The organism is Mesorhizobium sp. 131-2-1 (genome assembly GCF_016756535.1).
GTDB lineage: Bacteria > Pseudomonadota > Alphaproteobacteria > Rhizobiales > Rhizobiaceae > Mesorhizobium.
In genome coordinates this window covers 5,928,015-5,941,502 of the sequence record NZ_AP023247.1, presented here as the reverse complement: position 1 = coordinate 5,941,502, position 13,488 = coordinate 5,928,015, and the positions used below count along the sequence as shown (strand labels likewise).

The 13,488-nt window shown below is 59.9% G+C and carries 10 protein-coding genes and 1 pseudogene; 4 read left to right on the top strand and 7 right to left on the bottom strand.

Features of this window, described 5'->3' with window-relative positions; all coding sequences use genetic code 11:
• Positions 1 to 26 precede the first annotated feature (26 nt).
• The 3 genes and pseudogenes from JG743_RS28770 to JG743_RS34305 form a co-directional block, all read right to left on the bottom strand.
• Positions 27 to 2,048: a BTAD domain-containing putative transcriptional regulator gene (locus tag JG743_RS28770; protein ID WP_202295441.1), complete on the bottom strand. Its 2,022-nt coding sequence runs from the start codon at positions 2,046 to 2,048 to the stop codon at positions 27 to 29.
• 1,087 nt (positions 2,049 to 3,135) lie between these two features.
• Complete coding sequence (locus tag JG743_RS34310) at positions 3,136 to 3,378, bottom strand: hypothetical protein (RefSeq protein ID WP_244673247.1); 243 nt, start codon at positions 3,376 to 3,378, stop codon at positions 3,136 to 3,138.
• 49 nt (positions 3,379 to 3,427) lie between these two features.
• A pseudogene (locus JG743_RS34305) lies at positions 3,428 to 3,844 on the bottom strand (DJ-1/PfpI family protein); the annotation flags it as partial.
• Between the two features lie 223 nt (positions 3,845 to 4,067).
• On the opposite strand from JG743_RS34305, the gene JG743_RS28760 reads away from it, so the two are divergent.
• The 3 genes from JG743_RS28760 (at position 4,068) to JG743_RS28750 (ending at position 8,920) form a co-directional block, all read left to right on the top strand.
• Positions 4,068 to 4,328, top strand: a complete 261-nt coding sequence (locus JG743_RS28760) for a hypothetical protein (RefSeq protein WP_202295438.1) — start codon at positions 4,068 to 4,070, stop codon at positions 4,326 to 4,328.
• A 686-nt stretch (positions 4,329 to 5,014) separates the two neighbouring features.
• Positions 5,015 to 5,467, top strand: a complete 453-nt coding sequence (locus JG743_RS28755; RefSeq protein WP_202295435.1) for a YybH family protein — start codon at positions 5,015 to 5,017, stop codon at positions 5,465 to 5,467.
• A gap of 144 nt (positions 5,468 to 5,611) precedes the next feature.
• A complete protein-coding gene (locus tag JG743_RS28750; protein ID WP_202295432.1) occupies positions 5,612 to 8,920 on the top strand; it encodes an adenylate/guanylate cyclase domain-containing protein in 3,309 nt (1,102 codons plus the stop codon).
• Between the two features lie 956 nt (positions 8,921 to 9,876).
• Here the strand turns inward: JG743_RS28750 and JG743_RS28745 are convergent.
• Positions 9,877 to 10,056 carry a hypothetical protein gene (locus JG743_RS28745; RefSeq protein WP_202295429.1) on the bottom strand — a complete coding sequence of 60 codons (180 nt, stop codon included), beginning with the start codon at positions 10,054 to 10,056 and terminating at the stop codon, positions 9,877 to 9,879.
• A 211-nt stretch (positions 10,057 to 10,267) separates the two neighbouring features.
• The gene (locus JG743_RS28740; RefSeq protein ID WP_202295426.1) at positions 10,268 to 11,194 is read right to left on the bottom strand and encodes a LysR substrate-binding domain-containing protein; all 927 of its coding nucleotides are present in this window, start codon (positions 11,192 to 11,194) and stop codon (positions 10,268 to 10,270) included.
• Between the two features lie 92 nt (positions 11,195 to 11,286).
• Between JG743_RS28740 and JG743_RS28735 the strand changes: the two genes are divergently transcribed.
• Positions 11,287 to 11,547, top strand: coding sequence for a hypothetical protein (locus JG743_RS28735; RefSeq protein WP_202295423.1), 261 nt, complete (start codon positions 11,287 to 11,289; stop codon positions 11,545 to 11,547).
• A gap of 5 nt (positions 11,548 to 11,552) precedes the next feature.
• On the opposite strand, the gene JG743_RS28730 is transcribed toward JG743_RS28735, so the two are convergent.
• Both JG743_RS28730 and JG743_RS28725 read right to left on the bottom strand, forming a co-directional pair.
• Positions 11,553 to 11,756 (bottom strand): hypothetical protein, encoded by a 204-nt coding sequence (locus JG743_RS28730; protein ID WP_202303180.1) that lies wholly within the window; start codon positions 11,754 to 11,756, stop codon positions 11,553 to 11,555.
• Between the two features lie 1,085 nt (positions 11,757 to 12,841).
• Positions 12,842 to 13,090 carry a hypothetical protein gene (locus JG743_RS28725; RefSeq protein WP_202295420.1) on the bottom strand — a complete coding sequence of 83 codons (249 nt, stop codon included), beginning with the start codon at positions 13,088 to 13,090 and terminating at the stop codon, positions 12,842 to 12,844.
• Positions 13,091 to 13,488: the final 398 nt, after the last annotated feature.

Below are 13,488 nucleotides of genomic sequence, written 5' to 3'. Positions count from 1 at the left end.
TCATACCAGAAATTGATCTGCATGATTCACTCAGGTAGTCCGGCTTGACGTAAGCCGTCAGTCAACAGGCGGAGATCTTTTGCGCGGCGAAGCGGAATGTATTCGCTGACATTGGAGAGCCGCAATGCCGGATTGACTTCGCGCAAGCGGGTCATGGCTTTGCGGGCTTGTTCGGGTCGACCGCTCAGCGCTGAGCTCGCCGCTAGGACTCGCAAGGCCGAAGCGTGGCCTGAACGTCCCCGTAGCGCCATTTCGGCCCATGCGATCGCATCATTGAACCGACCTGACAGCAGATGCGCGTAGGCAACGACGGTCTGCATGTTGAAAATATGTATATCATGCGGGCTCAGCCGCATGGCGCGGGCCGTGTCCGAAATTGCAGCTTCAGGGTCACCCAGATAGACCTTGACCCAGCCGCTGAAGTACCAGGCCCAGGCCAAGTTCGGATTGAGTGCGAGCGCGCGCTCGAGAAGAACGGCTCCCTCGTCTACCTCGCCGGCGATGTAGGCAAGAGAAAGCCCGGCGGCGCTGAGAGCGTCTGCGTTGTCTCTCCCAAGTTCGGTCGCGCGACGGGCGAGTCTAACAGTCTCGGCGACCTCTTCTTCAGCATCTGTCGTCCAACCGCTGGACCTGCGTTGTGAATAGCATCTGGCCGCCATGCCGTAGGCGGCTGCAAAATTCGGGTCGAGTTCGATCGCGCGGTAGAAGTGCAACCGACCTTCCTCGTTGGTCTCTCGTGTCCATTGGTGAAGCCCGGCCATGCCGCGCAGATAGTGATCGTACGCATCGAGACTCTCGGTAGGTTTGTTCTTAACCCGTGCTATCTCGGCTTGTTCCAGCTTGGGGGCGATGGCACCGACGACGTTGGCAGTCACTCGATCCTGCAGGTCGAAGACGTCCGCGATCTCACCATCGAAGCGATCCGCCCAGAGTTGCAGGCCTGTCGAGGCGTCGACGAGTTGCCCAGCAATACGGATCCTATTGCCGGCCTTGCGCACGCTGCCTTCGAGCACGTAGCGCACGCCTTGCTCCCGCCCGATCTGTCTCACGTCCACAGCCCGGCCCTTGTAGGTGAAGCTCGAATTACGCGCGATTACGAACAGCCAACGAATTCGCGACAGGGCGGTGATAATCTCTTCCACAATGCCATCCGCGAAGTACTCCTGCTCGGCTTCTCCGCTCATGTTCTCGAACGGTAGGACCGCGATCGATGGTTTGTCCGGTAGCGGCAGCGCTCCCTCCGCATGCTTGACCGTTGCCGGGCTAGCACGACGGCTCGCTCGTATCGAGCGAGCCAGGTCTTCCGTCTCCGCGGCTGGCAGAACGCCGAGCTGGGTTGAAAGCTCGTGACGGCATCTTTCGTACTGGGACAGTGCGGCGTCGGGGCGCCCTTGGGCGGCATAGAGCCTCATCAGCGCCCGGTGCACATGCTCCTGGAGCGGGTCAAGCGACAGGAGCTTAAGGCCATAAGTCAATGCCTCTTCCACCATGCCGCTGTGTTCGGCACCTTCCATCAATCGGGTGTATATGCGGCCAATAAGAAGGCGGAAGCGCTCGCGTTCGCTCGCAAGCCATTGCTCAAACCCGGCCTCACCGACAGCAAGACCCTCCATGAGCTCTCCGCTGACAAGTTCTGTGGCTTCTCTCAACAAATTCGCGTTGCCGGTATCGGCGCTCGCCTCCACCACTTTGGCGTCGATCCACGCCGACCCTAGTGCCCAGCTGACCGTGTCCCTGGTTGCTATGATCGAGTGTTGCAAGGAGCCGTTGAGCGCTCCACGCAGCTCAGAAAGAACCTGGCGTAAACTCGCCCGGGCCTGGCCTTCGCTACGCTCTCCCCACAAGAGGCCGGTGATAACACTGCGGCTAATCTCAACGCCTTCGCGCAGCGCGATATAACCGATAAGCGCTCGAGCCCTCTTGGAAACAATCGCGACCGATCTGCCGTCATTTGTAATAGTCATCGGCCCAAGCAGACGAACTCGCAGTCCCAGTGCCCCTTCAGCCGATCGCAATTGTTGATTTTGTGATGTCTTGACGCTGCCCACGACGTTCGGCTCACGGTCCCTGATTACTCTCCCTCACATTCGAAGGGAGGCAAGGCGATGTATGATGTTAACCCACTCGGCCTGATGATGCATCTGAGAGACTTGGACCGTCAGGCTGCCCCGAAGCTACAGCCGTTGCGCCTCGGAGAACAGCATGTTTCCAGTCTCACGGCCGTCGGCGCGGCGATGTTGTCACTCCTGCGACGCCTTGACCCGATTGCCATTTTTCGGGCGAAGACCGGGAGCGAGACATCGCGCCGGTAGGGCGGCTGCCTCACCTCACCAACCACCCACGTCCTTGGTTCCGATGTGTCGCAGCCACATCCGGACGAGCGAGAGCCGCGCTCCGATGACATGCCGTTTCAGCAAGCTCGCAAGGAAGCGGCAGCAGCGAGGTGTTACCAACTGGCTTGCGGTCTATTTCCGCGGACCGCACTGGATGCACACGTTCCGCTCGGCCATTCCGGCAAGGAAGAACAGTCGCTCTGCGACATATGCTGACATTCAGCCCCCGCGTCAGAGCGTCCGTATTTGGTCAGTTCACGTCGATGCATGGGGGGCGCCTGAATGTCCGCTTTGCACATTCCAGGCCTCGAAGCCGTAAGTCCGGATCCGGCCCACTGCGGTCATTCGAGAACTGGCGGGGGATGATCGCTTTTGGCGCAAGCCGGACCTAGCGAGCGACTGCATAGTTTGTGGTCGTTATTCGATAGGCGAGCAAACCGCAAAACTGCCCGCATCAAGTCGACGCTAAGGCATTGATATTGCTGTCGTCAAAACCTGGGGATTTTTGGAACTACTCCCCAGCTTCGGAGAATGATGGGCATTTAGAGAGCGTTTTGGGCAAGAACGTCGTTTCCGCACTCCCCTGGCTTTCGGCCGCACATCCCGCAAAAGTCTGGGCTTCCGGGAAGCCAAGAGGGGACCGGACAATTGTTCGGAATTTGCGGGTGGTAGAGGGACACGAACCCCGAACTAACCTTCTCCATTTCCAGGAAACACGGAAGTTTCTAGTTGGAAACGTGCTCCTCGTTGAGGACGCTTCCCTGGAGCGCGGCGTGCCGCCGAAGAGTTGGCTAGACCTTACTTAAAGCGCCAGGTGGTCGAGTGCATGTCGAATCCCTCTGTGGGCCTTTTCATTACGGTGAACCATGAGCGCCGCCGCCGCTTCGGACGCCTTTTCGGGGTGACCGGAATCGAAGGGTGGAGATGGATCGTACTCGATCCCGAGCTGGATTGCTTGCGCGACTTCTGGCCCGGCAAGTTCGGCCACTATGCTGAATGCGAAGTCGATTCCCGCAGTGACGCCACCTGACGTGAACATTGCCATCTCGCACGACGCGTCCCTTCTCGTGACTGGAGCCGACCAGGGGCAGCAGGTCGACATAGGCCCAATGCGTGGCGGCCCGACGTCCCTTCAGCAATCCGGCCGCACCAAGAAGAAAAGCGCCCATGCAAACAGAGGTCACATACTCTGCGCCCCCACCCTGACGCCGAATGAACTCGACAGTCTCGACGTCTGCGAGGGCCTCTACGACGCCCGCACCACCGGGTACGCAAATCAGGTCGAGCGGAGGACAGTTCTCGAAAGTACAGGTCGGCAGGATGCCGAGGCCGCGATCGCTCACAACTGGGAGGACGGTTTTTGCGACAACGTGGACTTTGGATTCGGGAAATTTGCTGGGCGCCGAGAGCGAAGGCGGCGTTCCCAACCGGCTCAAGACTTCAAATGGGCCAGTGAAGTCGAGTTGTGTGATTCCCGGGAAGATCACGAAGCCGACGTTGAATTCAGTCATGCACGTCCCCCTCTAAGATCCTGAGCCGACCTAGCTCGATCGAGATCATCGCGCCAAGTCACAACGTCAGCAATGGGGTTGGAAGTCGACCGTTCGCTGATGACGGCTGCGCCTCGTTGCATTCGTGAAGTTCAGCTTTTTGGCTGCCCGAAAGCGGACAACTCTGTCGATAGCACTTAAGGCTGCGGTTCAGGACGACAAGTGCGACCGGCGCCCCCGTGCCATGCTGTACGGTTACCTGAACCAGCCGGACGAAGCGAAGAAGGCTGCTGGGGAGGTGCTTGAACAGGACCCGGGCTGGACCGCGGAGAAGTTTCTAACCAAGTGGTGGATCAAGGGGGAGCATGAGACTGAGCTAGTTGCAGAAGGCGCACGGAAGGCCGGACTCCGGGCCTGCGCGACCGCCGCGGAGCTCAAAGACAACCCGAGTATGATCCATGTGAAATCGTGCGACGAAGAGCGCGCCAAGGCCGCATCAGGCTGACCTAGTGCGTAATCGGAACGGAACCGCTCCGCCCAAAGCGCGATCGATGCGATGAGGTCTGGCAACCCAGCGACGGGCAGGAAATTTGGCTGACATAGGCAGAGAGAGTATGTGCCGTCAGCAGGACCAGATTGGCCGACACGGCTTCGTTTTGATCGCTCAGTAATCGCACCTGATGTGGTGTCAACGCCCGCTTGGCCCACCCGTCGTATATCGCAATTTTTGACCGATGCCAAGATAAACACGACCAGCCGAAGCTGTGAGACCGGGCTCTGGCGGGAGGCCAATTCGAGAGGGGCATAGTCCGCCTGGGTTTCTTGTATAGAATCGGGCGCGTTGGTCCGCCTCGCGTTTGCACTGCATATCAGTGAATGCTAAACTTTGTCGCGTCGTACAGGGCAGAGTCCAACGGCAATTTGGCATGTCCGGTGCTCTGCTTCATGACGACTGCGATCACCGTTTTGGGGCACCTGGGGTGCACGCCGATGCAGGGCTGGCAAGCATGATGGCCTTGGCTGCAGCCCGTCACGGCGATGCGGTCACCGGGAAATGCGCCTGGAGCTTGCTAGCATTGTGATACCCCGACCATAAGGAACGACATGATCTTGCGGCCGGGCGACCACCAGGAAGTCTGCGTGATAGCCTCAACCGGGGAATAACTAGAGACCGGAACACGGGAGGATGAAATGATTTTCAAGCATTGTCTGCTGGTCCTTGCCGTCACGTTGTTGTGCCTCGGGTCTGCCCAGGCCCAGTCTGCGAAAGAAGCCATTGAAGCCGCTAATGCCGAGTTCGTGAAGGCCTACAACGGTAAGGATGCGGCCGGGGTCGCATCGAAGTACGCGGATGATGCGGCCGCATTCCCGCCAGATATGGCGCGAGTCGACGGCCGCCAAAATATCCAAAAGCTATGGCAAGGCGCGATCGATATGGGCATATCAGACCTCGCGCTCACGACGCTTGAGGTCCAGGAAAGCGGAGATTTTGCATACGAATCTGGGACTTTCTCCCTCAAGGCGCCGGGCAAGGATTCGAAGCTGGTGGATACCACTGGGAAGTATGTGGTGGTCTGGAAGAAAGGACAGGACGGCAGCTGGAAGCTCTACCGGGACATATGGAACTCCGATCCCGGGAAATGAAGGTCTAGCGCGTCGTTTGCCAGACGAGCGCATGGCGGAACTTACCGTTGATCAATAGGTGGCGGCGAGTGGGCGACCAGGAAAGCCAACATTCTCGAAATTCCCGGCCTAGTGTCGCGTGCTGAGGTACTTGGGGGAACTGTCGTGGACATTGCCGCTTGGTTGCGACGTCTTGGGCTGGAGCAATACGAGCAGGCATTTCGCGACAACGCTATTGATCGCGAGGTTCTGCCCGAGTTGTCTGACGCCGACCTCCAGCAGCTCGGTATTCTACTCGGCCATCGCAAGCGGCTCCTGAAGGCGATCGCAGAGCTCGGATCGGCCACAGACCGCTCCAACCCTGCCGACTCGGAGCCGGTTGCCGAACGCCGGCAGCTGACTGTCATGTTCGTTGATCTCGTTGGCTCGACGGCGCTCTCGTCGCGTCTCGATCCAGAGGATCTGCGTGAGATCATCGGGGCGTACCATCGCTGCGCGGCGGATACGATCGCCCGCTTCGGCGGCTTTGTTGCCAAGTACATGGGCGATGGCGTGCTGGTATATTTCGGCTACCCGCAGGCACACGAAAACGATGCAGAACAGGCGGTTCGCGCCGGCCTCGCCCTCATCGACAGTGTCGGGCGGCTCCAGCTGTCCGAGCCATTGCGGGTTCGCGTCGGCATCGCTACCGGCCAGGTCGTCGTTGGCGATCTGATCACCGCCGGCGAAGGGCACGAGCGCGGCGTCGTGGGCGAGACGCCGAACCTCGCCGCCCGCCTGCAAGCTCTTGCCGAACCCGACGCGGTCGTGATCGGGCCGCAAACGCGGCAGCTGGTCGGCGGTCTTTTCGAATACCGCGACCTTGGCGCCGTCGAGGTGAAAGGCTTTCCGGAGCGGGTCCATCCCTATCAAGTGGTTCGTGAGAGCGCTGTCGAAAGCCGGTTCGAGGCGCTGCATGGGACGACACCCACGCCGATGGTCGGGCGTGAGGAGGAGGTCCACCTGTTGCAGCGCCACTGGCATCGCGCGAAAAGTGGTGAAGGTCGCGTGGTGCTGCTCTCAGGCGAGCCGGGCATCGGAAAGTCGCGCCTCACCGTCACCTTGCAGGAGCGTATCCAGAACGAGCCATATACCCGCTTGCGCTATTTCTGTTCTCCGCACCATCAAGATAGCGCGCTCCACCCGACCATTGCACAGCTGGAACGTGCCGCAGGGTTCGAGCGCGACGACCCGCCTGAGAGGAAGCTGGATAAGCTTGCGGCCCTGCTTGCCGAGGCCTCGCCGGAGGACGTCGCACTGCTGGCCGAGCTGCTGTCGTTGCCAGTCGAAGGCCGCTTCCCGCCTCTCCAGCTGACACCCCAGCGTAAGAAAGAGAAAGTCTTCGATGCGCTTCTCCGGCAACTCGAAGACTTGGCGCGACGAGGTCCGGTGCTGATGCTCTTCGAGGATGTGCATTGGATCGACCCCAGCTCGCGCGAGCTGCTCGACCTTGTCATCGAGCGGGTGCAGCGCCTACCAGTGCTGCTCCTCCTCACGTTCCGGCCCGAGTTCCATCCGCCGTGGACCGGGCAGGCGCACGTCACGGTTCTTGTCCTCAATCGGCTCGACCGTCGTGAAGGTGCTGCGCTGGTCCATCGGGTCGCCGGCACCGGCGAGCTGCCGGGCGACGTTGTCGCGGAGATCATCGAGCGCACGGATGGGGTGCCACTGTTCGTCGAGGAGTTGACCAAGGCAGTGTTGGAGGGCGGCAACGCCAGGACAGTGCTCTCAAAAGCCGCTGCGACGGCGTTGAACGTGCCCGCCACGCTGCATGCCTCGCTGATGGCGCGGCTCGATCGCCTCGGCTCAGCCGTTATGGAGGTCGCACAGGTCGGCGCCATTCTCGGCCGGGAGTTCTCTTACGAGTTGCTGGCGGCAGTCGCACCGCGGAACGCGGCTGAGCTAAATGCAGCGTTGGATCAACTCGTCGTCGCCGGTCTGGTGTTCTGCCGCGGGACGCGGCCGCTGGCCACATACCTCTTCAAGCATGCGCTCGTTCAGGACGCAGCGTATGGCACGCTGCTGCGCGCCAAGCGCCAGGAGCTGCATAAGCGAGTCGCAGACGTGTTGGAGGAAAAGTGGCCCGAGATCAGTGAGGCGCAACCCGAACTCCTGGCGCACCACTTTCAGGAAGCGGGGGATTGGGCGGGCGCGGTCGATCACTGGCAAAAGGCGGGAGGGGCCGCTCTGGCCAGAGCGGCCACCCGCGAAGCCGTGTCGCACTTTGCCAGTGCCATTGACTGCAGCAGGAGGCTTGGCGATGCCCCGGGGGGCGCCGAACGGGTGACACGTCTCCACCTTGCGATGGCCAATGCCTTGATGCAGGCTGAAGGGTATCGTTCTGAGCGCCTTGGGAAGACGCTTGAAGATGCCCGTCTTGCTGCCGCGAACACCGCATCGGTCGAATTGCAATGTGACGTCGCGCTTTCACTCGCTCCATTTTTTTATGCCACTGGGCGCAATCACGATTACCTGACCCTGGCCGAAGAGCAGCTCGCAAACGGTGCCGATCTCCTTCCAACGGCCTATTTGAGTGGTCTTTGGGCAACAAAGGGGATCGCTCATTCCAACCGGGGAGAAGTGCCGCTGGCAGCGGAGGCCTTGCGCAAGGCCTTGGATCTGATTGATCGGGTTGACCCAAGTCGTCGCATTTCGTTCGCCGGTGCAGATCAACGTGTGTCTGCCCAGGCATATTTTAGCGAATCGCTGATGATATTGGGTTTCTTTGATGCTGCAGTCAAAGAGAAAGAGCGCCTGATGCGAAATTTTGACCAGCTCGATAAGCCCTTCGACCTCGCGTGGCATCTTCTTGTGCAGTGCCAATTGTGCGCGCTAGTCGGCCAATACGAAGAATTACTCGATAACGCTACTAAGATCGTCGAGATTTGCGAACGGCATGGCTACACGGCGCGTCGAAGCAGCGGCATCAGGTGGCGTGGCCATGCCCGCTCGCATTTAGGTGAACTGGATGCCGGCATCGATGACGCCCGGGAAAGTATGGTTCTTTGGCGTGGGCAGGGCGTCGTATTTCATACCCCTGAGAAAGCATGCGAACTTTGTGATCTTCTCCTGCGGGCCGGTCGCATCGAAGACGCATCGCAAATGCTTGATGATGTCGATACCCTTATTTTCGATACAGACGAGGCGAGCTATCTAGCAGAAGGTATCCGCCTTCGTGGCCAGATTGCCGCGAATAGAGGTGACCTGACGGATGCCGCGCATCTATTCGAAACAGCGATTGCCACTTCAAAGCGTCAGAAAGCGCGACTTTTTCAACTTCGCGCCACAACGCAACTAGCACCAGTTCTCGCACGACAAGGCCGTGTCAACGACGCCGAGACGCGCCTACGATCCGTGATCGACACGTTTGAAACCAGATATCCGGTCGTAGACCTCATCGCAGCGCAAAGGGCTCTGGACCTGCTGGGCCAATGAGTTTCGCAGCCCTGCGTTGGCTCCGACAACCTAGTTGGCGTCGATTGCGAATATGCACCTCATTGGCACCCAAGGCGCACGTTCGGCCGTCTGGACGTGTCCCCGCAACTACTTTCTTCATAACTCTATCGCCGTCTCCATCTGATCAATCGGAGCGATTCTTTGCGTTTGAGAGGAACGGCTACTTCGGTCTCCGGCCGTCGCGCCGCGGGAGTCGACCTCCTTGATGTCATTGTCGGCGAAGGCCAAGATGCCGTTGTCATCATTGACCCCGTAAACCTTGCTGACGCCGCGCTCTCGACCGAGATCGTGGGGCTCTTCGCTGACGCCGAGATACCCGGCGACACGTTCCGCGGCGTAGACGTGATGTGCGTCTCCATCGCCTATTCGGACCGGCCGGCGGAACGAGCAGCACGCGTTCTGAATTTTGGAGGATGCAACTCTTGCCTTCCGAGCCCGAAATGGTGCATGCGAATCCAGCCGACTGGTAACCGATGCCGTCCGGTTATCGAGATGATGCGCCGGAGGCTTGGTTGCGGTGGCAGCAAGCCACAGGGGAGCGCCAGTGCGCACGGGACGCTTCGGCGGTGTAGGGCGGGCGCGGGGGTCGCGGCGGGAACTCCTTGGCTTAGAATAAGCGTCTGCTAATATTCGTTTTTATGCCCTGCAGCAGGTATGCCGCAACGCGAGCCAAACCTGTGCGCTTTTTCCGAGCAGTGGAGAGGACACGATGATCAATCGAAGACGCATGTGGGTGATAAGAGCTTCGTGAGTCTTTTGGCTTTTTGCTTTCCCCCAGGCGAGCAACCTAGGTGATCTTGTCAGGAATGGTCGCAGCGGTGACTTCCGCTTTGGCCAAACGCGCCGCCATTAACGAAATTGAGGATCGATGGGGTACACCGAAGGTGAAGACGCGATAGGTCGTTACTTCTTCGATGTCTGAGGTGGCACTAGTATCACGTAAGGTGTCTTCGGCTCTTTGCCAGGCTCCCGGGTGCCAACTCGCCGGGCGCGCCGAGCGATTTGATGTAGAGATAGATGGAACGCAAGTCGCTGTCGCTCATGGCTTGCACCTGGTACCAGGGCATCGGCGGCAAATTGACCTTGTTCTTGAGGTGGTCGACCCGCGTGCTCAAAGCCAACATCCGATGCATCAGGTAGGTCAACGGTCGCATAGGGAGAAAAATGCTCGCTCGGCCCGGATGCGTCGGCAATGGCCGATGACCTCGCCGGAAAGCTGAAATGCGGGAAGTGCGGCGGCAAGACTGTCGGCCTGATCTCCACTCCCGACACCACTCCGAACGCCAACGGGAAAGCTAGCAATGACCGACGGTTGATGCCATTCCGTTAATCGCTGCCGTTAGCGCCCGCGCTGAAGACCGCTTGCACTTGCATCGCCAGCATGTCGGTTGCGGGCTGTCGTGGGTCGCGCGCCTTCAGCATGAAGTAGCGGCTTTCAGGCAGTTTCGGCAGGCCTTCGTCCGTGCGCACGTGTCTGAGACCGTCAGGCAGCGCATCGTCTTCAGGCGTGCTCGTCACCGCCAGGCCCGCGCGAACCGGTGCCAGCAAGGCCTGCGTTGTCGGCGACGTGGAGACGATACGATAGCTGCGAGCGTCTTGCTCTAGCGCTCGGAGCAACATGCTGCGCCACGGGCATTCGCTGAGTTCGGCCGGTCGCGTAGGGCAATCGGCTGCCGAGATAGCAAGAGGGAGCGGCTGGCGCAGGTGCTGCGCATGCTTGTCGGACGTGATCCACTTGGCTTGACTGCGCCAGACTTCGACCGCTGGCCATTGTCTCGGCTGCAGCCCGTCCCTTAGGATAACGAGGTCGAAGTCCGCGTTCTTGAGTTTCAGCGCGAGGATGCACGAACCCGTTGCTTCCACCTCCACCTCAGCGCCTGGGGCCGCGTGGGAGAAGCGGTCGAGGATTTGTGGCAGAAATCGAGCCGAAAGCTCGGCGGCGATCCCCAGCCGGATCGAGCCATGAACCGGAGCTGCCTGCATCGAGCGCATGATGTCGTCGTTAAGCGCCAGAAGCTCGCGTGCGCGCTCGAGCAATTGGAGCCCGTCGCTGTTCAGTTCGACGCTTCCGCCTTTGCCGCGCACGATAACCGTCTTTCCGAGCATTCCTTCGAGCCGCTGCACTTGGAGCGACACCGCGGCTTGCGTGCGCCCGACGCGCGTTGCTGCACGCGTAAAACTCTTTTCCTCGGCGATCGCGACGAAGGTGCGGAGGAGATCGAGATCAAAGCTTGCTTGGACGGCCATGATCATAAGCCTCGCTTATTGCCGAGATTTACACAACTCGTTTCCTTTCGGAGAACTATGGACGCATCCTCGTTTCACACCAGCAAGGGGATACGCAGATGACCATCGCTCATGACGAGAAGATCGGCTTCCAGCTACCGGAACATTTGCTGCTCAAGGCCCTGACCTCGATACCGACCACAGCTTTCCGCCGCTTTCGCCATTGGCACCTCGACGCAGTCCACACGCGCACGACGGCGAAGCTACCCGCGCACCTGAAGTACGACATTGGCGAGATTGACCAGATACCCATACCGACTTTCATGCAGAACGAGCCGTCTTCATATCAGGATCGGCTGCAGCAGATGTGGCTGCGGTGAACCTGTCAATTCTGCGCGGCATGGAAGTGCGAAATCAAGGCTGAGATGGTGATTCCTTCGACTATCTCTGGCATCGGCGGCTTGCCGATCCAATGCGATTCCAAGAGGCCCTGGGTCGTCTGGATCGACAGGATGCCAAGACGGCCTTTCTCGTCCGTGATGGTGCAGGCACGAAAGGGTTGGCCTTGTTCTTTCGCTTCATCGATCACCCGTGGCACTGGCCAGCGACAATCGCCGCGAGTGCGCACCTAGAACATAACTGGCTGGCGGACCGATGGTCTAGGGTCGGCCTTGACCTTGGAGCCTCGGTCCGATTTTCGTTGGCGGGCTTCTGCTTGCGCGCGGAAGCACTACCGCAACGGAAGGGCGGCCCGACACCAGTGGCGGGGTTGTGGCCAGCAAGTGCCGAGCCTGACCGGCGTGGTGCATCGAAGGGTGGCGTCGGCTTTTCGGAATATACGCGACAGCTAATATAAAGGGAACACGTGCTGCTTGCACACGTGCTGCTTGCAGGAGCGCGCCAGACGCTTTCGCGGCGGTAAGCCACAGCGGCCAGCACGAACCGCGCTGGCGAGGCTCTGTATTTCGAATGTGGGCCTACATCAAATAGGGTGGATAATACCACTCCAAAAGCTTGGCTTCCTCATCGGGCGAAACTCCCATGAGTCCGTTCTCGCGATATAGCATTGCCAAACGGGCCTCCCCGCTGGGTTGATGTCTTGATGCCAGTCGGCAAAGCCCAACAGGGGCCAAAGTGCCTGTCGGATCGATCGAAGCCGCAGTGCTGTCATGCGCATGGGGAAGGTCTCGCTCCGCTAGTTGCAGTACTGCCGCCGGCCGATCTCCAGCGGCCCGGCGGCCCATGGGCGGTGGCACGGGGTTTTGACAGCCGGGCCTAACCGGCGAACGGGGTAGGTTTGCCGGCTGGCAAATTATAGGCCGTTCATTGAAAAGCCCCGAGGACAGCACATAAGTAAGTAGGTAAGCCTCCATGCCGCTGAATGTCGCGCTGCCGGCGGCTCTACGCCCCTGCGCTTGCGCTCCCATATCCCGATGTCGCTTAGCATTTCGTCCGGTGATTCGGTCAGCTCGTCCATTGTCTTCAACTGCGCCCTCTGTTCGGCTCGATGATGGAGCCAATCGACAAGGGGACCAACTGCGACAAGAGGAAGAAAGTTCACAAGCATCGGAGCACTCCCTTCACCGCTGGCGGAAAAACTGCACGCTCAAACTAGACAGATGCGTCGATGCGTCCGAGTCTTGGCGTCGGGCTTTGATTTGCCCGACGATTCGCTCACCTGCAGGCCGCCCATTCCTGTTCGGAATCGTTCCAGTAATAGCCGTTAGCTTTCAGTTCCTCGCCAAGCCTGGCAAGTATCTTGCATTGCCTGTCGGCCTCCTGGGTGCTGATCGGCTGGCCGTTCATCTCAGCCTGCCGGCATCCGGGACGGGCTTCGTTGTAGCTGTCGATGGTCTTGGTGGCATCGAACGCGAAGGCACTAAACGACCAAACGGCAAGTGAAGCGACTAGCAGCGTGCGCACGGGAACCTCTTTCTGTAGAAGAAGATGACATCAGATTTTCACGCCGGCGAACACCTAGCCAGCCAACGCCAATCCAACCGCTATCTCCAGGCCGATGGCAACGCCTATGACGAGCTTGCCGGCAAAGTCTAAGGCGCGGACAGGGCTCCAGGCGTCCCCGGGGGTTTGCGATAGGGCTGCGGGGAGATCGTCAAAGATCGTGTCCATCCAAAGATTCTAGATCGAGACCGGGCGGGTGTGAATCCCCACGTCATGGCCGTCATCGCACCAGTGCTTAGCGATCGCGATTTAGGCGCCAGAGCGCTACCGCGCTGTAGGGACGGCGGCCGGCAAGAACGCCCGCGCTGGTCGAGGCTGCCAGCGGCCCGGTAGCTTTCGAGTGCCCCTCAGGCTACCGT